This window comes from Flavobacterium chuncheonense (genome assembly GCF_042686145.1).
Taxonomy (GTDB): Bacteria; Bacteroidota; Bacteroidia; order Flavobacteriales; family Flavobacteriaceae; genus Flavobacterium; species Flavobacterium chuncheonense.
Genome location: NZ_JBHUPC010000017.1, coordinates 72,356 through 92,285, shown reverse-complemented (window position 1 = coordinate 92,285; position 19,930 = coordinate 72,356). Strand labels below are relative to the sequence as shown.

Sequence of the window (19,930 nt, the reverse complement as noted above, 5' to 3'; positions counted from 1 at the left end):
AACTGTCATTGTTTTCATGAGAAAAATTATAATAATATTATTAATGTTTTCTTCCAATTTTTCGATTGCCCAATTTGAAGAAAACAATGCAGTTTATTATACCGGAGAATTGAACATAGGCAATTATATTGGAATTGATTTTAATTTAAATTATGTTTATAAAGAAAAATATTCGTTCAAATTTGGATATACTGGAAACCTGAGAAAACCTAAAACACAACCCAAAGACTATACTTCGGGATTAATAGGTGCTTTATTTTTTGGTTTTGAAAACCCATATGACTATTTAGAAAACTATCAACTTGGATTTGGTAAGATTTGTAAAATTAATAAAGCTGGCACGATTCGACTAAACACTTCAGTTGGTTTAGGTTATACAATTATTAGAGAACCCGTAAATTGGGAAAGAAATGAAAATAGCTTTTTAGTAGAAAACTATAATTGGAATTATGAAAAACATAATACTATTAGTTTGATAATAAATCCAAAAATTGAATTTCCTTTTAGTAGATTTTATGGATTAACGATATCTCCAATGACACAAATAAACAAAGACAGAATTTATTTTGGAATTGGAATAGGTCAAATGATTGGTTTGTTGAGAAATAAAAAAAATAACATAAAAGCTGATAGTTCTTTAGAATTTGAAGATTAACAATGTAACCTTATTGAACGAAACTATATTTAAATCAATTAACTTGAAAAAACTAGTAGTTATTACGGGTGCGGGAATAAGTGCCGAAAGCGGTATTAAAACTTTTCGCGATGCTGATGGTTTATGGGAAGGTCATGATATTATGGAAGTAGCTTCACCTATCGGCTGGAATAACAACCCCGAACTTGTTTTGGATTTTTATAACAAACGTAGAGCACAACTTTTAGAAGTACATCCAAATGAAGCCCATCAAATACTTGCTAATTTAGAACAACATTTTCATGTTGAAATTATCACCCAAAATGTAGATGATTTACATGAAAGAGGCGGTAGTAAAAATGTGTTACACTTACACGGTGAATTATTGAAAGTAAGAAGCATTACAACTAAAAATGAAATACTGGATTGGAAAACCGATTTAAACCTTGGTGATACTGATAAGCATGGTGTTCAACTCCGTCCACACATTGTATGGTTTGGTGAGGATGTTCCGGCTATTGAAACGGCTATTGAAATTATTGAGACTGCAGATATACTGTTAATTATTGGTACTTCCTTACAAGTATACCCAGCGGCAGGTTTGATAAATTATGTTAATTCAAACGTTCCTGTTTTCTATATCGATCCCAAACCAGCAACGATTTATGATTTACCCAATCCCTTGGAAGTAATTTCATTAAGTGCGGTTGAAGGAATGCAGCAATTGAAAGAAAAACTTCTAAATTCTAACTTTTAAATTCTAACTTATCCGTATATTTGCCCCTTTAAAATTTGAAGTAAAATCTTTAATAATTTTTTCTACTTCAGAAAAACAACATCACAATGCAAAACTTAACAGAATTAAATGCAATTTCGCCTATAGACGGTCGATACAGAAGTAAAACTCAAAATTTAGCACCATATTTTTCAGAGGAAGCCTTAATTAAATATCGTGTTTTAATTGAAGTTGAATATTTTATTGCACTTTGCGAATTACCAGTACCACAACTTTCGGGTGTGGACCAATCGGTATTTCCTGCTTTAAGAGGGCTGTATGAAAATTTTTCTACAGAAGATGCACTTTGGATTAAAGAAACGGAGAAAACAACCAATCACGATGTTAAAGCTGTTGAATATTTTATTAAAAGTAAATTCGATGCTTTAGGATTGGAAACGTATAAAGAGTTTATCCACTTTGGATTAACCTCACAAGATATCAACAACACAGCCATTCCATTATCAACTAAAGAAGCATTTGAAAATGTTTACATGCCTTCTTTAATTTCGGTAATTCAAAAATTAAAAGAATTAAGTATCGAATGGGCTGATGTACCAATGTTGGCACGTACACACGGGCAACCAGCTTCTCCTACTCGTTTAGGAAAAGAAATTCAAGTTTTTGTTGAGCGTTTGGAAGAACAAATGCGTTTGTTGTTTAACGTTCCTTTTGCTGCTAAATTTGGTGGTGCAACTGGAAACTATAATGCACACAAAGTAGCGTATCCCAACAACGATTGGAAAGCATTTGGAACAAAATTTGTAGAAGATATTTTAGGTTTACACCATTCATTCCCTACAACTCAAATTGAGCATTACGATCACTTTGCTGCATTTTTTGATGCTTTAAAGCGAATCAATACCATTTTAATTGATTTGGATAGAGATATTTGGACGTACGTTTCAATGGATTATTTCAAACAAAAAATCAAAGCAGGAGAAATTGGATCTTCAGCTATGCCGCATAAAGTAAACCCAATTGATTTTGAAAATAGTGAAGGAAATTTAGGAATTGCAAATGCTATTTTCGAACATCTATCTGCTAAATTACCAATTTCAAGATTACAACGTGACTTAACCGATAGTACTGTTTTACGTAATGTTGGGGTACCATTTGGTCATACTATTATTGCATTTGAAGCGACTTTAAAAGGGTTGAACAAATTGTTATTGAACGAAGCTAAATTTGCAGAAGATTTAGAGAAAAACTGGGCGGTAGTTGCAGAAGCCATTCAAACAATCTTACGTCGTGAAGGCTATCCAAACCCTTACGAAGCATTGAAAGATTTAACCAGAACAAATTCGGTTATCAACCAAACATCAATTCATGCTTTCATTGAAACGTTAAATGTAAATGATGACATTAAAAACGAATTGAAACAAATTACACCAAGTAATTATTTAGGAATTTAATGAATAAAACTGAAAAGTTTACTTTTTTAATTTTAGGAACAATTTATTTGTTAATCATAATTTTTACAATTTTAGTAAACCTTAAAAAAATTGTAATACAAAAAGTAAGTTTTGGAAAAGTTTTAAAAATTAATCTATTTATATCTTTATTGGTATTGGTTTTTTTATTTATCTTGAATTATATCAATTTTATTGATTATGAAAAACCAATACCATATAAAGAAGTAAATCAAATAACATTTAAAAAATTCAAAGGTTTTGAATTTTTTAAAAAAGAACTTTATGGGAGTAAGTATTTTGCTTATGTCTTCACTTCTATAGACTATGAAATCACTAAGGAAAGCATTAATATTGATGCTCATTTTCATCCTTCAAGATCTTTTGTTTATGACAAAGAGGCAAAGAGTAGCGAATTATTAAATCATGAAATTTATCATTTTAAAATAACTGAAATTTTTGCTAGAAAAATTCGAAAAGAAATAATTCAGAAGAAAGCTTTTGATAAAAAATTAATTGAAGAAATTATTTCAAAAAATATTATTTTAGAAAACAGATTTCAAGAAAAATACGATTACGATACTTTTCATAGTTATGTACTTAAAGAGCAAAAAAAATATGAAAAGATTGTAGACAGCACATTAAAAAGTTTAAATAAATATGAAGATTCAAAGATTAAATTTTATGATAAATAAAATCTTAAATACTACTACTCTAATTTTATTGGCAATCTTATTTACAAATTGTAATTCAAAATCTCATAATTTCCCACCAATAGAAAAAAGATATTGGACAGTAGAAGATTTTGAAAATGCAGTCAATGAAATCATGTACAACTATAAAGATGATGAAGAATTACCAACTTTTAATAATGTAGAAACAGCTCCTATTTTAAATAAAATACTTGATACAGAAAATTTCAAAGTAATTTTACTTGATAATGAATTAGGTTTGAAATACAAAAGTGAAGTTGGGGAAAAGTTTTTTGAAACTTGGAGAAATATAAATAATCGATATAGTGATTTAGATAGAAAAGATAAATACATCTATGAAAATGAACATATTGCAGTAAATAATTTTGGTCTAGAATTACAACTTCATTATTTTAAAATTGGTAACGAAGAAATAATAAATCGTACAGAAGACCCTAATTCTAAAAAAATTAAAGATATTTTAGATTCAAATATAAATACTCTAATAAATAATTACATTTTACATTTAGATGAAATTAACAATGAGAATTCCTACAGCGATATTGGAAAAAAACAATTAGCTGAAAGAATTGACAAGTACTTCTCAATGCTTGTAAATGAATACCCTAACTCGGATTTTAATAACTTAAAAAGAAAGTCTGAATTGTTTTTAAAAAAGACAAATACTGCAGAAATTAAAAATTCATTAGAAAAACTAATCAATCTAATTGATTCAAAAAATAAAAACTGAAAAGAGAAATAAATTTCTTAAATCAAAAATCCATTAGCTAATCCTAATGGATTTTTTTTTTATACACTTACACCACATCAGAAAAAACAAAATATCAAATAGAAAAGGCTTTGAAAATGAATCGGCTTTACAATCGATAAATACCTTTAAAAACTTGTTAATATTTTGTAAAAGCATTACACAGTAAGTTGGTGAATTGTTAAATTTAACAAAACTAAAATCAATGCCATTCTCCTTATTTACGAGCAGTACCGTTCACCTACCCGATTTAATAACCGATTTAGGTTTAATACTTGTAACTGCAGCAATTGCAGTAGTAGTATTTCGTAAATTAAAACAACCTTTGGTATTGGGTTACTTGGTTGCAGGCTTTTTGGCGAGTACTAATTTTCATTTTTTTCCAACTGTTAAAGATCATCATAGCATTGAAGTTTGGGCTGAAATAGGTGTAATAATTTTACTTTTTAGTTTAGGACTAGAATTCAGTTTTAAAAAGCTACTCAAAGTGGGTGGAACAGCTTCTGTTACCGCATTAACCCAAATATTCGCCATGGTTTTTCTCGGCTATTATGCCGGAAGATTTATGGGATGGGAAAACATAAACAGTATCTTTTTAGGTGTTATTCTATCCATTTCTTCTACCACTATTATTTTAAAAGCATTTGATGAATTGGGTGTAAAAAGCCAAAAGTTTGCAGGTAACGTTATTGGAGCTTTAATTGTACAAGACATCGTAGCCATTTTAATGATGGTTTTACTGTCTACAATAGCAGTAAGTCAGCAATTTTCAGGAACGAAATTATTGCTATCATTACTTAAATTATTCTTCTTTTTATCCATTTGGTTCATCTCAGGGATTTTCTTTATACCTACCTTACTTAAAAAACTAAAACAACTACTTTCAGATGAGATGTTACTAATCATTTCGTTAGCCTTGTGTTTAACAATGGTGATTTTTGCTGCAAATGTAGGCTTCTCTCCTGCATTAGGTGCCTTTATTATGGGATCTATTATTGCAGAGACCAATGAGGCGGAACACATTGAACATTTGGTGAAACCCGTAAAAGATTTATTTGGCGCCATTTTCTTTGTATCGGTAGGAATGCTTATCAACCCGAACACATTAGTCGAATATGCTTTTCCGGTAATGTTATTAACGTTGCTAACTATTTTCGGACAATCTATTAGCTCCACAATTGGGACACTACTTTCGGGACAACCGTTAAAAGAATCGATACAAACCGGTATGAGTTTGTCTCAAATTGGTGAATTCTCATTCATCATAGCAACACTAGGTGCCTCATTAAATGTTACCAGTGATTTTCTGTATCCAATAGTTGTAGCAGTATCAGCAGTTACGACTTTTACGACACCTTTCATGATAAAATTTGCTACGCCTACAGCAGAAATTATTGAAAGCAAGCTACCCAAAAAATGGATAAAAAAAATAGAACTCTACAGTGCGAATACGCAAGCCATAAAAACAGTCAGTACTTGGCAAAAAGTTATACGAGCTTACATTATTCAAGTCGCATTATTCTCCATTATCATATTCGCAATTATTTTACTTTCCAAGCATTTATTATTGCCTATAATGGAAGATATTCCTTATGGAAATATTCTAACTGCAATCATCACATTTATAGTTTTAGCTCCTTTTTTATGGGCGCTTTCATTAAAAAGAGTAGCAACAAACGATGTAAAAGAACTTTTAAAAAATAAAAAATATTATGGCCCTGTTATAGTTTTGATACTACTCAGAATTGCTATTGCCCTATTATTTATTGGTATGATGCTAAACAATTTATTTTCTCCTAGTATAGCATTGTTGGCATTTGTAATTTCAGTCTTTATAATGACGCTTTTTCCAAAAAGAATTAATAAACTATATCAGAAAATTGAAAATCGTTTTATCACCAATTACAATCAAAGGGAAAATACTTTTAAAAAAATCAACCGTAATAATTTATCGCCTTGGGATGGTCACATGGCGGGATTTACAATCTCAGCAGAATCCGATTTTGCAGGCAAAACACTAGAAGAACTAAGAATTAGAGAAACAATAGGTGTAAATATAGCTTTTATCAAACGGGGTGGATTAAATATATGTGTTCCATCGAAAGACGAAAAACTATATCCAAATGATGAAATCAATGTAATTGGTACTGATGAACAAGTAAAAGAATTTACAAACTATTTAGAAGTTCATAAAATTAAAATTGAAGAGGACGAATCTGAAATTACATTACAACAATTTGAATTAATTGATAACGACTGTGTTGGTAAAACCATAAAAGAGTCAGGTATACGCGAAAAAACAAACGGATTAGTAGTTGGCGTTGAGCATAACGGTAGAAGAATACTAAACCCCGAATCCAACTTGATACTCAGTAAAAATGATATTATATGGATAGTTGGTGATAAAAAGAAAATTAGATCTTTTTTAGAACAATAGTTACAAAAAAGCCGAAGTTAATCACTTCGGCTTTTTCTATTCTTTGAATCCTTTATTATCTTGAATAATTAGGCGCTTCTTTTGTAATTGTTACGTTATGTGGGTGACTTTCACCAATTCCACTTGTCGTAATACGAACAAAACGTCCTACTTCTTGCAATGTAGGAATGTCTTTTGCACCACAGTATCCCATACCGGCACGTAAACCACCTACAAATTGTTGCATGCTTTCGTTTAATTCTCCTTTGTATGGTACACGCCCTACAATTCCTTCTGGAACTAATTTTTTAACGTCATCTTCAACATCTTGGAAATAACGATCTTTTGAACCTTCTTGCATTGCTTCAACAGATCCCATACCTCTATATGATTTGAATTTTCTTCCTTCAAAAATGATAGTTTCTCCTGGAGATTCTTTTGTTCCTGCTAATAGTGAACCTAACATTACACTATCCGCACCTGCAGCAATAGCTTTTGGGATATCTCCTGTGTAACGGATACCACCATCAGCGATAACTGGCACACCACTCCCTTTAATAGCTGCAGCAACTTCCATAACAGCAGAAAACTGAGGGAAACCAACACCTGCTACTACACGTGTAGTACAAATAGAACCTGGGCCTATTCCTACTTTAACACCATCAGCCCCATTCTCAACTAAATATTGAGCAGCCTCTGGAGTAGCAATATTTCCAACAACTACATCTAAATCTGGGAAAGCAGCTTTAACCGCTTTTAAGACATCAACAACCCCTTTTGTATGACCGTGAGCCGTATCGATAATAACAGCATCAACGCCTGCGTTAACTAAAGCTGTAGCTCTTTCAACTGCATCTGCAGTAACACCTAAAGCGGCTGCTACTCGCAAACGACCAAACTGATCTTTATTAGCATTTGGCTTTTGCGTTAACTTTGTAATATCTCTGAAAGTAATTAAACCTGCTAATTTATTGTCTTCTGAAACTACAGGTAATTTTTCAATTTTATGTTCTTGTAATATTTCTTCTGCTTGCTCTAAAGTAGTACCTACCTTAGCCGTTACTAGGTTTTCGGCAGTCATTACTTCAACGATTGATCTGTTGTTTTGTTTTTCAAAACGTAAATCACGGTTGGTAACTATCCCTTTTAACACCATGTTATCATCAACAACAGGAATCCCTCCTATGCTGTGTTCTTTCATTGCTCTTTTAGCATCACCTACTGTAGCAGTTAATGTCAACGTTACAGGATCTATAATCATTCCTGATTCTGCACGTTTCACTTTACGTACTTCAGCCGCTTGACGCTCGATTGACATATTTTTATGCAAAACACTGATTCCTCCTTCTTGCGCCATAGCAATAGCCATTGCACTTTCAGAAACTGTATCCATTGCCGCCGATACAATTGGTACGTTTAACGTTATATTTCTAGAAAATTTTGTTTTGATACTTACCTCTCTAGGAAGTACTTGAGAATAATTTGGAACCAAAAGAACATCATCATAAGTAAGTCCTTCTCCGATGATTTTATTTGCGTGTGCTTTCATGTTGCAATTTGAAGTTAAATTGCATGCAAAGATAACGAAAAGTTGTCAAATTAAACAATTTAGAAATACTATTTTTAACAAAAAAACCTAACTCGATAACGAAATTAGGTTTTACATTATTTAAATAGTAAAAAAACTAAAATTTAAATTCTATCGTTGCATAATAAACACGTGGTTCAGATGGAATAATACCAGGTCCTGGATAACCCGTTGCTCTACGCGTAAAATACGAATTGTCAAATACATTATTTATTCCTGCTTCTAGTTTTAAATGTTTGCCAATCTTTTGCGAGAAAGACAAATCAAAAACATCATAAGCCGGAATTTCACCATATATACCGTAAGTGTTATCATTTATATCAATAGGACTATTCTCAGCGTTTGTAAACTGTTTCGCTACTGCCATGTATTGAAAGCTCAACATCGTATTCTTATACCCTACTTGAGTACCATATTTTGTATTATATAGGGGAACAAATTCTACTTTATTACCTTTTATATTTGGCTGGTCGGACTTTAAATATTCTGATTCTGTTACAGCAATATTAGCAAAAGCTTTCCAAATAATATTTTCATTGGCTCTAAAGAATATTTTAGCAAAATTCACATCGAATATTGATTCTACACCATAGGTAATTCCCGTTCCCACATTACTGCGATAACGAACCAATTGAGCCGTATTTGGTTTTTGAATTAAATATTCACCAATTTTATCATTGTAATACAAGGCATAAGCACTCGCATCTAATGATACAATATCGCGTATTTTTCCTCTAATACCAATATCTGAAGTGAATCCAAACTCATCGGTAATGTTTTCATCAATAGCTGCGCTTGGATTTGCTGTACGTATATCACTAAACGTAACCGAACGGTAATTTTGAGAAATATTCCCATACAACTCCATTCCATTATCAAATTTGTAACTTAACCCTAAACCAACCAATACAAACTGACGATTTTTGGTTACATTTTCATCAAAAGTTTCATCCAATAGAACATCCCCATTTAAACCTAAATTGATATTGCGGTAATACCCTTCTGCTTTGGTTTGAATGTTCTCAAATCGTATTCCAGGTGTAACCGAAAAATTGTTAGTCAGTTGGAAAATATTCTCTGCAAATAATGCAAAATTTAAGTTTGGATATTTATAATCCGATTGATTACCATAGAAAGGAAATTCACCAGTTGCTAAATCAAAATTTGCGTCACTACCAGACGAACCAGGACCTTGTAATCCGGTATTCTCAGCTTGATAATATTTACCTCCGATTAAAAAGGCACTCTTTTTTCCAAATAAATTATACTTCTTTAAATAACGAGCTTCTGCTCCCCAATTGACAAAATCACCTTTAATCAAATCTCGAGCCGTTCCCGGAGTATCTGGATTTGAAACTCTATTTGATCGGTAACCCAAAGCATAACGATAAGCGTCTAAACCGAATAATTGCAAAGAGAAATCAGCATCATGCTCAAAGTGATGTTTGAATCGTAATGCAAATAAATTCCAATTAATCTTGAACCAATTACGCTCTCTATTACTCTGTGTTGGATCTTGTAAAAACATATAATCCGTTAAACCTCCTGGCTGTTTAGCCAAATATCCGAAATGTGTATAATCAAAATGAAGTGACGTGTTTTTGGTAAACTTATAATTTAAATTAGTAAAAAAAGTTTTGGAATCGAATTCTGAATTGGGTCTAAAACCATCGCCTTTTTTATAATTGTAAAAAGAATAGTGACTGAATTTTCCATTGGTTCCACTCAAACTCGTAAAATTGGTAAACAAATTATAAGAACCTACTGTGCTACGCGTAACCACTTCAAATGGTTTTGTTGAAGGACTTTTTATTTTAAAATTAATCAGTCCACCAAATTGTGTTCCATATTGTAGCGACGCAGCTCCACGAACAATTTGAATTTCTTCCAAAGCCTCTGTTGGTGTAGCATAGTAACTTTCTGGATAACCTAAAACATCAGCACTGATGTCATAACCATTTTGACGGGTATTGAAATTTGAAGTACGATTTGGGTTTAAACCTCTTCCTCCAATAGATAACTGCAAACCGGCATCACTATTTTCATTAATCGTTAATCCCGCAACTTGTCCAAAAATTTGACGAGCATTATTAGTTGCTTTATTCGCAGTTAGGTTTTCAATCGCAATAACTTCTGTTTTCTTACCTGCGTAAATAGCCGTTTCTTCAATATCTTTAAGTTTGTTTAATGCAAATAACTTTTCCTTTTGTTTATACACAACTACTTCAGAAAGTGAAGTTTCTAGTTCCTTTAAAATGATGATTAAATCGCTTTTATACGTTTTAAAATCAATAGTTCGTTCTTCAATTACGAAGTCGGGTGCAAAAAACACCAATTCATTAGTCCCACTATCAACACCAGTAATAACAAATTGTCCTTTAGTATTCGTTTTAAAAAAAGAACTATTGGTTTTATTATAGATTTCAACATCTGCTAATGCTCTGCCTTGGGAATCTGTTACTATTCCTTTGATGTTATTTTGCGCGAAAGCTACAATTGAAAAAAATAAAAAAAATAAAATTTTAAAAGCCTTTGATTTCATCGTTAAATGGTAATATCCAGGTTTTGTGCTGGAATGATTCTTTTTCTTTTGCTAAATCCACTGTTGGATCAATATATCGTGTACTCAATCTTCCGTTTAGAGCAACATAACAGTCTACGGTAACTATAGGGTCTACAACACCAGTTTTTTTATAATATTCATGAAGATAATGGGCATATTCCAATATAAAATCGGGCTGAAAAGCCATTTGTTTTTCTTGAAATGGTGTCAAAAAACGACTATTATCTACAAATTTTCTTTTTTGAGTTTTAGCATCTGTAACATAAAATTGCGTATAACCCGCTTTTTCCATCAACATTACGCGCCATGAAAAACGAAATCCTTCTTCTGTCCAAAACAACTCTCCGGGATAAGCTAAATAACGAAAAGGGAACGTCAATTGGAAAAGTACAAAGAGTGCTAAAAATACCAATTTAATTTGCGTAACAGGTTGGGATAATTTATCCTTAAAAACATTGTTATTTTGAAAAACACCTGATTGCATTTTAAACAACTTCCCTATTTTATTCAAAACTTTAGTATGAAAAGATGCATCAAAAAAGATTAAAGAACTTACAATCATCACATATGGAAAAACTCCGATAGGAAATAGAATCTTGGTTAAGATATGAAAAGCAACTACCAATAAGAAGCCAAACTTTCGGGTCTTTTTATTCAACAGTAAAAAAGGGATACATAAATCGTAAATGGCTCCTATCCAACTGAAAGCATATTGCACAATACTTTCGTGAAGTAGGTTTCCTATTAGCGGAATGTTCGATTGATTGGGTAACCAAATTTTCAAAGGCATCGCGTGCAATAACCAATCTGAATTTAATTTGGCTAATCCTGCATAAAAATAGACAATCCCTAACATCAACTTTAGAATATCAATCGTCCATGTAGGCACTTCTTGAAAACGAAGTTTTTCATTTTGATAAGCATCTACGGAATAGCTAGCATTAGCAGGTAAAAAAATAAGTAAAAAAGCAATTATGGAGATAAAATAATAATGGTTTAAATAGGTCGTTTTATCCATTAACTCAATATAGGTAAAACTTAAAAAAAAGGCAATCGCTGCTAATCTGTATTTATATCCAAATGCAATTGCTAGAGCAGCCAAACCACATACAGCAAATAATACATAAGTAAATTTACCAAGTGGTTTAACCCATTCAAAACCAAAATATGTAAAGTGAAATGTAGGTGAAATATAAAATTTCTCAACCCAACCATAACTGACAAAACGTACAATACTAAAAAACATCATTAAACCAAACGCTAGCCTAAAAAAAGCTAGCGTTGCGGCTTGTGATGTTTTATTGATATAAGTATGTAGTGTTTTTTGTATCATCTCTTAATCACCGTCAGCATCTACATAATCAACAGTAATGTTTAAGGCTTGCATCATATCCAGTTTGAAATACACTACATTTTGTTGTAATGCATCAAAACTAGCAATCATAGCATTGTTATCCGTATTCACTTGCTCTGAAAAGCTATTACTCAACACAGCATTTGTAGTATAGATTGTAGCAAATTGTGTATTGATAATAGCACTCAAATTTTGACCGTTACGCACTGTATTCAAATAATCTAAATACGATTTTAAACTTGGTCCTTCTGCTGTACTACTAAAATGTTTTCCGTTAAAAAAGTCTTGTGCACTCTGAATAGCCTCATTCAATAATTCTTTTGAGAAAGTATTTTTATAATATGCTTCAACTTTTTCTGGATATAAAGTGCCGTTTGAATAGATTCCTGCTGGAATACCTACTTTTCCTGCTCTTACATCTCTTTCATAATATTTTACAAAAGCATTTACTAATTTGTTTACTGAACTACTTACAGAATTTCCGTTACTAGCTATAAATGCAATTCTGTAATTTCCGTTCCAATCTGTAATAATTGCATCAATATTAATTTTTAAACGAGCCGTTAAATCCGTTAGATATTGCTTATAATTAGTTGCATTTACATTCGTCGTATAAAACGCTAAAATTGTGCTATCTGTAGTTGCTAATCCATTGATCATATAATCAAGTGCTGGAAAACCTTGTTTATCATATTGCGACAATAAGCTAAAATCATAAGTTCCACTTGTAATATTAGTTTCAATACCAGCAACATTAGTTGGATACATATTGGTACAACTTACAAAATTTATTTCCTCCGCTTTTCCAATACCAAACATTCCAACATATTGGTAAGCCTTATAAGCTTGCTCCCATGCTGTTCTTAAACTCTCTAAATTTACTTGATCTGGAGTTGTTGCAAAATCATTTGCAGCAGTATTTAAAGCTTCAACTTTTGATTGATAGTCAACATATCGTGGAATGATTAAATTATCAGCCCAGTTTGTAAGCATTGCTGTTCTATCGTAATTATCGCCACTGCCTACAGTATTCGAATCACTATCACTTGAACAAGCTATAAAAACACCTAAAACACTCAAAAAAAGAAATAACTTTTTCATTCTATTATTTTTTGCAAAATTAAACAAAAAAATAGCTTGATTACTCAAGCCATCTTTAATTATATTAGTTTACAGTTGCTGCTTGAGCTACAGTAAATCCAAAACGAGTTGCAATTTCGTCTGCCCAACCATCCAAATTGGCATTTAAATAATCAACGTCCCATAGTCCATTTGTTCCAGCAGTTAATTCAGCTAATAGCACATCAACTTCTGATTTAGTCATATATGGCATATCTGTTGAAGGATTATTCGTATAACGCAAAGCCATAATAAATCCGTAAGCTTCTGAAAGTGCATGAAATGCTTTTGCTCCACTATCCGTTACTAATTTTGCTTTTCCTTCTATTAAATAATAAACCGCTCTAACTGCAGGTACAATAGCCAACTTACTTTTGATGATTTCAATTTGTTGGTCTCTCACTTCATAATCATTCGCTACAATAGCCGCTCTACCTTTTCTGAAAGCCAATTCAATATCATCAGCAACAGTATTAAAATCAACATCTGCATCCACTTGATTGATATAACTGTCCCAATATTTTCCACCACCAGCACCATAGATATAGCCATAAGCCTCATCCCATTTGTGCTCCATCTCAGTATAATTCTTTCCTGATACTAATACTTTGTTTGTATTATCATCTCTATTAGAACCTTCATCAAGTACAGCTGTACTTAAATAATTGTTTACAATTTGATCCATAAAACAAGCTCCCATCATTCCTTTTAATAAAACTTGTTGTGGCTCTAATCCATTTGCTGCGAATAAACGCGTTGAAGTACCGTCTAAATATTTACCTGCAACATTTGCAGCAGCATCATTTCCTTGACTCGCTGCATTAGCATCATCAAATTGAGATGCAAAAAAAGCACGAACTTGAGTTTGTTCCAAAGTAGAACCTCCACCTCCTAAGTTTACAAAGTAATCTCTAGAAGCTGCAGTTTTATCACGTAATTGTTTTCCTGATTCGTTTAATTCAGTAGTTGAAAATGGATTGTTTGTGTTAGCATACATGTTTACTAAAACACTTGCATCAACTATACTTCCATCTGTCCCGTTAGTTTTAATATAATTACCCATTTCTTGTAACATCAACAAACGGCTTGATTGTCCACTATAGTCCACTGTAGAAAGATCGTTTCTGTTGAACTCATAAGTAGCAGGAATAACTAATACAGTATCGTTAACAGTATTATTGTCATCATCAGAACATGAAACAAAAGATAAAGCTACTACTGCTAAAGAAGGTAAAATTACATTTTTGAAACGCATATTAATTTATTTAGATTTAATATAAATAATTTGAGTTGCAAAAATAAAAATGTAACAATAAAAAACAAAACTTATTTGGATTTATTTTAAATAAAAATAAAAAAAGTACTTTTAATGATAATTATTGAAAACCTTTAAAGCCTCATTATAAGCACTTTCAAAGCTAATGGGATGACAATTTGTGTCAATTTTATTAGAGGTAAAATAAGATAACATCTTCTCAGTAGGCATATTTCCTGTTAAATCATCTTTTGCCATTGGACACCCCCCAAAACCTTTAATAGCACCATCGAAGCGTTTACAACCTGCTTTGTAAGCAGCATCAACTTTTTCAAACCAAGAATCTGGAGTCGTATGCAGATGTGCTCCAAATTCAATATGTGAATATTTTGGAATCAAATTTGAAAACAAATAATCGATAACTTCTGGTGTAGAACTGCCGACCGTATCTGAAAGTGATAAGATTTTCACTCCCATATTGGCTAACTTTTCTGTCCACTCTCCTACTATTTCAACATTCCATGGATCACCATATGGGTTACCAAAGCCCATTGAAATATAGGTTACTACTTCTTTATTTGACTTATCTGCAATTTCTAAAATTTCATTTAAAGTAACAATTGATTCTGCAATAGTTTTATGCGTATTACGCATTTGAAAATTTTCAGAAATTGAAAATGGGAAACCTAAATATTGAATTTCTTTATGTATTGAAGCTAATTCAGCACCTTTTGTGTTGGCAATAATAGCCAAAAGCTTACTATCTGTTTTTGACAAATCAAGTTGAGCCAATACTTCAGCAGTATCTTGCATTTGAGGAATTGCCTTTGGCGATACAAAACTACCAAAATCTATGGTATCGAAACCTACCCGTAATAACGATTGAATGTATTGTACTTTCTTTTCTGTAGGTATAAAGTCCTTTATGCCTTGCATGGCATCTCTGGGACATTCGATAATTTTGACTTGGCTCATAGCTTCCAAAGATAAGAATTTTAGCGCTTTTCCAAAATCTTTTTGTTGATGTCTTTAATCAATTGAGGTCCCTCATAAATAAAACCTGTATACAATTGCACAAGACTTGCACCTGCTTCTAATTTCTCTAAAGCATCGTCTGCAGAATGAATTCCACCTACACCAATAATAGGGAATGCGTTATTACTTTTCTCAGAAAGGAATCGAATTACTTCTGTAGAACGCTTAGTAAGTGGTTTTCCAGACAAACCTCCCATTTCGTTTTTATTTGCAGATTGAAGCCCATCTCTTGAAATCGTAGTATTGGTTGCAATAACACCTGCAATCTTAGTATCCTTTACAATATCAATAATATCCAACAACTGATCATCCGTTAAATCAGGAGCAATTTTTAATAAAATTGGCTTATGAACCGATTTGGTAGTATTTAAATCTTGAAGTGTTTGTAACAATTCAGTTAATGGTTTTTTATCTTGTAGTTCTCTAAGGTTAGGTGTATTCGGAGAACTTACATTCACTACAAAATAATCAACGTGCGGAAACAAAGCTTCGAAGCAAATCGTATAATCGTTTACCGCTTCTTCATTTGGGGTAACCTTATTTTTACCTATATTACCACCTATAAGTACTCCATTGTTCTTTTTCAAACGCTCTACAGCTTCTAAAACGCCACCGTTGTTGAAGCCCATACGGTTTATAATAGCTGAATCTTCTTTCAAACGAAAAAGACGCTTTTTAGGATTCCCTTCTTGTCCTTTAGGTGTTAGTGTCCCGATTTCTACAAAACCGAAACCAAGATTTGAAAGCTCTTTGTACAATTTAGCATCTTTATCAAAACCTGCTGCCAATCCAACTGGATTCTTGAATTTCAATCCAAAAACTTCACGTTCCAAACGTTTATCTTTAACTTCATACAAAGCTTTAAAAATGACTGAAAAACCAATTTTATTTAAAAAACGAATTAAAGAAAAGGTAAAATAATGCACTTTTTCTGGGTCAAATTGAAAAAGTATAGAACGGATGAATAGTTTGTACATAGTAATTCTCTTGAATGGTGCAAAAATAAGAAATCGTGCTCACAATTACACATTAAGTTTTAAGATTTTCCTATGAAACCTTTTCTTTAGAAATAGTATATTTGCCTAAATTTTAAATTACCGTTATGCAACACATTATCGATCGCTTTATAAGCTACGTTACAATAGATACCGAATCGGATCCAAATTCAAATACAACACCTAGTACAGCTAAACAATGGGACTTAGCAAACAAGTTAGTTGAAGAACTTAAAGCTATGGGAATGCAAGATGTTACCATTGACGAAAATGCTTACATCATGGCTACTCTACCAAGTAATGTTGAGCATGAAGTTCCAACAATCGGATTTGTTGCGCATTTCGATACTACACCTGATTTTACTGGAGCCAACGTAAACCCTCAGATTGTAGAAAATTATGATGGTGGAGATATTGTTTTAAATGCTGCGCAAAATATTGTTTTATCACCAAGTTATTTTGAAGATTTACTTTTATACAAAGGGCAAACTTTAATCACGACAGACGGCACAACTTTATTAGGTGCTGATGACAAAGCTGGTATTACAGAAATTATGTCGGCAATGGAATACTTAATCAAACATCCAGAAATCAAACACGGAAAAATAAGAGTTGGATTTACACCTGATGAAGAAATTGGACGTGGTGCTCATAAATTTGACGTGGAAAAATTTGGATGCGATTATGCATACACTATGGATGGAAGTCAAATTGGTGAATTAGAATATGAAAACTTTAATGCTGCTGGAGCAAAAATCATTTTCAAAGGAAAAAGTGTACACCCAGGTTACGCAAAAGGAAAAATGATTAACTCAATGCTTCTAGCTAACGAATTCATTTCGGCATTACCAGCAAATGAAGTACCTGAAAAAACAACTGGTTACGAAGGATTTTTCCACGTACACCATTTAGATGGTAGCTTAGAAGAAACAGTATTACAGTTAATCATCCGTGATCACGATAGATCATTATTTGAAGCTAGAAAAGCTTTAATTCATACCATTGCAGATAAAATCAACCAACAGTATGCAAAACAATTCGGTGAAGACATTTGTATTGCCGAAGTAAAAGATCAGTATTACAACATGCGTGAAAAAGTAGAACCAGTTTTTCATATTGTTGACATTGCAGAACAAGCAATGAAAGAATTAGGCATCACTCCTATTATTAAACCTATTAGAGGTGGAACTGATGGGTCGCAATTATCATATAAAGGTTTACCTTGCCCTAATATTTTTGCAGGTGGTCATAACTTCCACGGAAAATACGAGTATGTTCCTGTTGAAAGCATGGTAAAGGCAACAGAAGTTATTGTAAAAATTGCAGAACTTACAGCAAAAAAATAATACTTTTCAACATTAATAAAAAAAGGAGGAAATTGATTTCCTCCTTTTTTTATTGCGTACAACCAAGTGTTATAAATTCAACATATACACATATATTGTTAAAATTAAACACCTTATGCTATAAAAAAGACAAAACAGAAATCAATTGTTAACCTTTAGTGAATTTAAAAAATAAGTAATCTTTAATATTTTAATATTTTTACTACATATACAAACTAAAAAACCTTAAAACATGAAAAAAACTACACAATTATTCTTATTACTAACCTCTCTAATTGGATTTGGGCAAAATTGTACCACTGCATTAACAATTCCATTTAGTGAAAACTTTCAAGCGCAAACTACATTCCCTGCATGTTGGGCGACAGAAAACACAGATAATACTAATCCGGTTTGGGCAATTAATAGTGCTATCGACACCAATCAAGATGGCACTGACGATCATGTTGCAATGATTTCCCCTAATTCTGTTGGAGTAACCTCAAAAAATGATTGGTTGTTTACACCAAAACTTTCTTTTACAGCCGGTACGGCGTATACTATTGACATAACCTATAATACTGTGGGCTTGGGTGGAGTGGTAAGTAATCAACGATTCGACTTGTACCTAATTGACACGCAAAACTCAACAGCTAATAAAACATTAATTGCAAGCTATGATAACATTACAATGAATGGAACATTATACAGCAATACGGGTAATGACTTACTATCACAAGCTTATCATTCAAATACTCCATTCACACCAACAACTTCAGGAGATTATCACTTAGCTTTACATGCCAATCAAACAAATAATGCTGGTCACTTAATGGTATTTGAAATTGATGTAACTAGCACACTTAGTGCTAATAGCTTTAATAATGATATTTCAGTCATAAAATACAATAACAAAGACAAAAACTTAGAAGTAAGTAATTCAAATAACAACATTGACACCATTGAAGTTTACAATTTGTTAGGACAATCTGTAAAAAAGAACAACTTCAATACAAAAAATGTATCACTTTCACTTGCTGAACTACCAAACGGTGTTTATATTGCACAAATAACCGCTGGCAACAAAACTACAACTCGTAAATTTATCAAACAGTAGTTTTTAAATAGATTAGAAATGTCTGATAAAAATAACTGGAATAAAACCAATCAATGGCATGAGGAATTAGATATTCTTCATGCCATTATAAAAAAGACTACATTGGTAGAAACTACTAAATGGGGCGGTACAATTTATACATTCAACAACAAAAACATCTTAGGTGTAGGTGGCTTTAAATCCTATTTTGGAATTTGGTTTTTTAACGGTGTATTTTTAAAAGATGAAAAAAAACTTTTGATTAACGCTCAGGAAGGCACAACAAAAGCACTACGCCAAATGCGTTTTCAATCCAAAGAAGAAATTGATGAAAAAACCATACTGGCATACATTTATGAAGCAATAAATATAGAAGAAAAAGGCTTAACACTACAACCCGAAAAGAAAGAAACTATTATATCTAACACTTTAAATTCTGCACTAGAAGAAGATACCGAATTAAAAAAAGCTTTCAATCAATTTACCGCTTACAAACAACGTGAATTCTTAGAATACATTGAATCTGCAAAACAAGATAAAACCAAACTATCACGTTTGGAAAAAATAAAACCGATGATTCTTTCGAACACCGGTTTAAATGATAAATATCGTAAAACGTAATTATTTCTTCTCGTTTGCCTTAATTGTCATTTCAGAAGAAATAGCCGATTTTTCCATTTTAATTTTACCTGCCATAGTTTCAATAACTACAGTCGTTTCTGATAATTCAGCGATTTTACCGTGAATACCCGATTTAGTTATCACCTTATCTCCTACTTTTAATGCTGCTTCAAAAGCTTTCTCTTTCTTAGCTCTTTTTTGCTGAGGAAGAATCATTAAAAAGTAGAATATTGCTATCATTAGCAATAACTGTATTGCAAGAGTTGCACTCATTTTTGTAT

At 32.1% G+C, this 19,930-nt stretch carries 17 protein-coding genes; 9 read left to right on the top strand and 8 right to left on the bottom strand.

Annotation, left to right across the window (positions count from 1 at the left end; all coding sequences use genetic code 11):
* The first annotated feature begins 16 nt into the window (after nucleotides 1-16).
* The 6 genes from ACFS5J_RS11700 (at nucleotide 17) to ACFS5J_RS11675 (ending at nucleotide 6,719) form a co-directional block, all read left to right on the top strand.
* Nucleotides 17-655 (top strand): hypothetical protein, encoded by a 639-nt coding sequence (locus tag ACFS5J_RS11700; RefSeq protein ID WP_379812383.1) that lies wholly within the window; start codon nucleotides 17-19, stop codon nucleotides 653-655.
* Between the two features lie 43 nt (nucleotides 656-698).
* Nucleotides 699-1,391 (top strand): SIR2 family NAD-dependent protein deacylase, encoded by a 693-nt coding sequence (locus tag ACFS5J_RS11695; RefSeq protein WP_379812382.1) that lies wholly within the window; start codon nucleotides 699-701, stop codon nucleotides 1,389-1,391.
* An 86-nt stretch (nucleotides 1,392-1,477) separates the two neighbouring features.
* Entirely contained in the window at nucleotides 1,478-2,824 is a 1,347-nt protein-coding gene (purB, locus tag ACFS5J_RS11690) for an adenylosuccinate lyase (protein WP_379812381.1), read from the top strand.
* Nucleotides 2,824-3,516 carry a hypothetical protein gene (locus tag ACFS5J_RS11685; protein WP_379812380.1) on the top strand — a complete coding sequence of 231 codons (693 nt, stop codon included), beginning with the start codon at nucleotides 2,824-2,826 and terminating at the stop codon, nucleotides 3,514-3,516. Before purB ends, ACFS5J_RS11685 begins: the two co-directional genes overlap by 1 nt.
* The gene (locus ACFS5J_RS11680; protein ID WP_379812379.1) at nucleotides 3,506-4,264 is read left to right on the top strand and encodes a hypothetical protein; all 759 of its coding nucleotides are present in this window, start codon (nucleotides 3,506-3,508) and stop codon (nucleotides 4,262-4,264) included. Before ACFS5J_RS11685 ends, ACFS5J_RS11680 begins: the two co-directional genes overlap by 11 nt.
* 223 nt (nucleotides 4,265-4,487) lie before the next feature.
* Nucleotides 4,488-6,719: a cation:proton antiporter domain-containing protein gene (locus tag ACFS5J_RS11675; protein WP_379812378.1), complete on the top strand. Its 2,232-nt coding sequence runs from the start codon at nucleotides 4,488-4,490 to the stop codon at nucleotides 6,717-6,719.
* 55 nt (nucleotides 6,720-6,774) lie between these two features.
* Here ACFS5J_RS11675 and guaB read toward each other — a convergent pair whose 3' ends face one another.
* From guaB to ACFS5J_RS11640, 7 genes are all read right to left on the bottom strand, one after another.
* Nucleotides 6,775-8,247 (bottom strand): IMP dehydrogenase, encoded by a 1,473-nt coding sequence (gene guaB, locus ACFS5J_RS11670; RefSeq protein WP_379812377.1) that lies wholly within the window; start codon nucleotides 8,245-8,247, stop codon nucleotides 6,775-6,777.
* Nucleotides 8,248-8,383: 136 nt separating this feature from the next.
* Nucleotides 8,384-10,828: a TonB-dependent receptor domain-containing protein gene (locus tag ACFS5J_RS11665; protein ID WP_379812376.1), complete on the bottom strand. Its 2,445-nt coding sequence runs from the start codon at nucleotides 10,826-10,828 to the stop codon at nucleotides 8,384-8,386.
* The gene (locus ACFS5J_RS11660) at nucleotides 10,809-12,179 is read right to left on the bottom strand and encodes an HTTM domain-containing protein (RefSeq protein ID WP_379812517.1); all 1,371 of its coding nucleotides are present in this window, start codon (nucleotides 12,177-12,179) and stop codon (nucleotides 10,809-10,811) included. The genes ACFS5J_RS11665 and ACFS5J_RS11660 overlap by 20 nt, the downstream gene beginning before the upstream one ends.
* A gap of 6 nt (nucleotides 12,180-12,185) precedes the next feature.
* On the bottom strand, nucleotides 12,186-13,304 hold the full coding sequence (locus tag ACFS5J_RS11655) for an imelysin family protein (protein WP_379812374.1): 1,119 nt from the start codon (nucleotides 13,302-13,304) through the stop codon (nucleotides 12,186-12,188).
* Between the two features lie 64 nt (nucleotides 13,305-13,368).
* Entirely contained in the window at nucleotides 13,369-14,577 is a 1,209-nt protein-coding gene (locus ACFS5J_RS11650; RefSeq protein WP_379812373.1) for a DUF4856 domain-containing protein, read from the bottom strand.
* A 111-nt stretch (nucleotides 14,578-14,688) separates the two neighbouring features.
* Nucleotides 14,689-15,552, bottom strand: coding sequence for a hydroxymethylglutaryl-CoA lyase (locus tag ACFS5J_RS11645; RefSeq protein ID WP_379812372.1), 864 nt, complete (start codon nucleotides 15,550-15,552; stop codon nucleotides 14,689-14,691).
* Nucleotides 15,553-15,572: 20 nt separating this feature from the next.
* A complete protein-coding gene (locus tag ACFS5J_RS11640) occupies nucleotides 15,573-16,589 on the bottom strand; it encodes a quinone-dependent dihydroorotate dehydrogenase (RefSeq protein WP_379812370.1) in 1,017 nt (338 codons plus the stop codon).
* A 125-nt stretch (nucleotides 16,590-16,714) separates the two neighbouring features.
* Between ACFS5J_RS11640 and pepT the strand changes: the two genes are divergently transcribed.
* From pepT to ACFS5J_RS11625, 3 genes are all read left to right on the top strand, one after another.
* A complete protein-coding gene (pepT, locus tag ACFS5J_RS11635; RefSeq protein ID WP_379812369.1) occupies nucleotides 16,715-17,953 on the top strand; it encodes a peptidase T in 1,239 nt (412 codons plus the stop codon).
* A gap of 232 nt (nucleotides 17,954-18,185) precedes the next feature.
* Entirely contained in the window at nucleotides 18,186-19,049 is an 864-nt protein-coding gene (locus ACFS5J_RS11630) for a T9SS type A sorting domain-containing protein (protein WP_379812367.1), read from the top strand.
* 18 nt (nucleotides 19,050-19,067) lie between these two features.
* Nucleotides 19,068-19,649: a YdeI/OmpD-associated family protein gene (locus ACFS5J_RS11625; protein ID WP_379812365.1), complete on the top strand. Its 582-nt coding sequence runs from the start codon at nucleotides 19,068-19,070 to the stop codon at nucleotides 19,647-19,649.
* Here the strand turns inward: ACFS5J_RS11625 and yajC are convergent, their stop codons facing one another.
* Nucleotides 19,650-19,922, bottom strand: coding sequence for a preprotein translocase subunit YajC (gene yajC, locus ACFS5J_RS11620; protein ID WP_379812363.1), 273 nt, complete (start codon nucleotides 19,920-19,922; stop codon nucleotides 19,650-19,652). It lies immediately after the preceding gene.
* Between the last annotated feature and the right edge of the window lie 8 nt (nucleotides 19,923-19,930).

Bases quoted from the DNA above. Each gene is read 5' to 3' on its own strand.
- ACFS5J_RS11700 (WP_379812383.1), top strand. From the start codon at position 17: ATGAGAAAAATTATAATAATATTATTAATGTTTTCTTCCAATTTTTCG.
- purB (WP_379812381.1), top strand. From the start codon at position 1,478: ATGCAAAACTTAACAGAATTAAATGCAATTTCGCCTATAGACGGTCGA.
- ACFS5J_RS11685 (WP_379812380.1), top strand. From the start codon at position 2,824: ATGAATAAAACTGAAAAGTTTACTTTTTTAATTTTAGGAACAATTTAT.
- ACFS5J_RS11680 (WP_379812379.1), top strand. From the start codon at position 3,506: ATGATAAATAAAATCTTAAATACTACTACTCTAATTTTATTGGCAATC.
- ACFS5J_RS11675 (WP_379812378.1), top strand. From the start codon at position 4,488: ATGCCATTCTCCTTATTTACGAGCAGTACCGTTCACCTACCCGATTTA.
- guaB (WP_379812377.1), bottom strand. From the start codon at position 8,247: ATGAAAGCACACGCAAATAAAATCATCGGAGAAGGACTTACTTATGAT.
- ACFS5J_RS11665 (WP_379812376.1), bottom strand. From the start codon at position 10,828: ATGAAATCAAAGGCTTTTAAAATTTTATTTTTTTTATTTTTTTCAATT.
- ACFS5J_RS11655 (WP_379812374.1), bottom strand. From the start codon at position 13,304: ATGAAAAAGTTATTTCTTTTTTTGAGTGTTTTAGGTGTTTTTATAGCT.
- ACFS5J_RS11650 (WP_379812373.1), bottom strand. From the start codon at position 14,577: ATGCGTTTCAAAAATGTAATTTTACCTTCTTTAGCAGTAGTAGCTTTA.
- ACFS5J_RS11645 (WP_379812372.1), bottom strand. From the start codon at position 15,552: ATGAGCCAAGTCAAAATTATCGAATGTCCCAGAGATGCCATGCAAGGC.
- ACFS5J_RS11640 (WP_379812370.1), bottom strand. From the start codon at position 16,589: ATGTACAAACTATTCATCCGTTCTATACTTTTTCAATTTGACCCAGAA.
- pepT (WP_379812369.1), top strand. From the start codon at position 16,715: ATGCAACACATTATCGATCGCTTTATAAGCTACGTTACAATAGATACC.
- ACFS5J_RS11630 (WP_379812367.1), top strand. From the start codon at position 18,186: ATGAAAAAAACTACACAATTATTCTTATTACTAACCTCTCTAATTGGA.
- ACFS5J_RS11625 (WP_379812365.1), top strand. From the start codon at position 19,068: ATGTCTGATAAAAATAACTGGAATAAAACCAATCAATGGCATGAGGAA.
- yajC (WP_379812363.1), bottom strand. From the start codon at position 19,922: ATGAGTGCAACTCTTGCAATACAGTTATTGCTAATGATAGCAATATTC.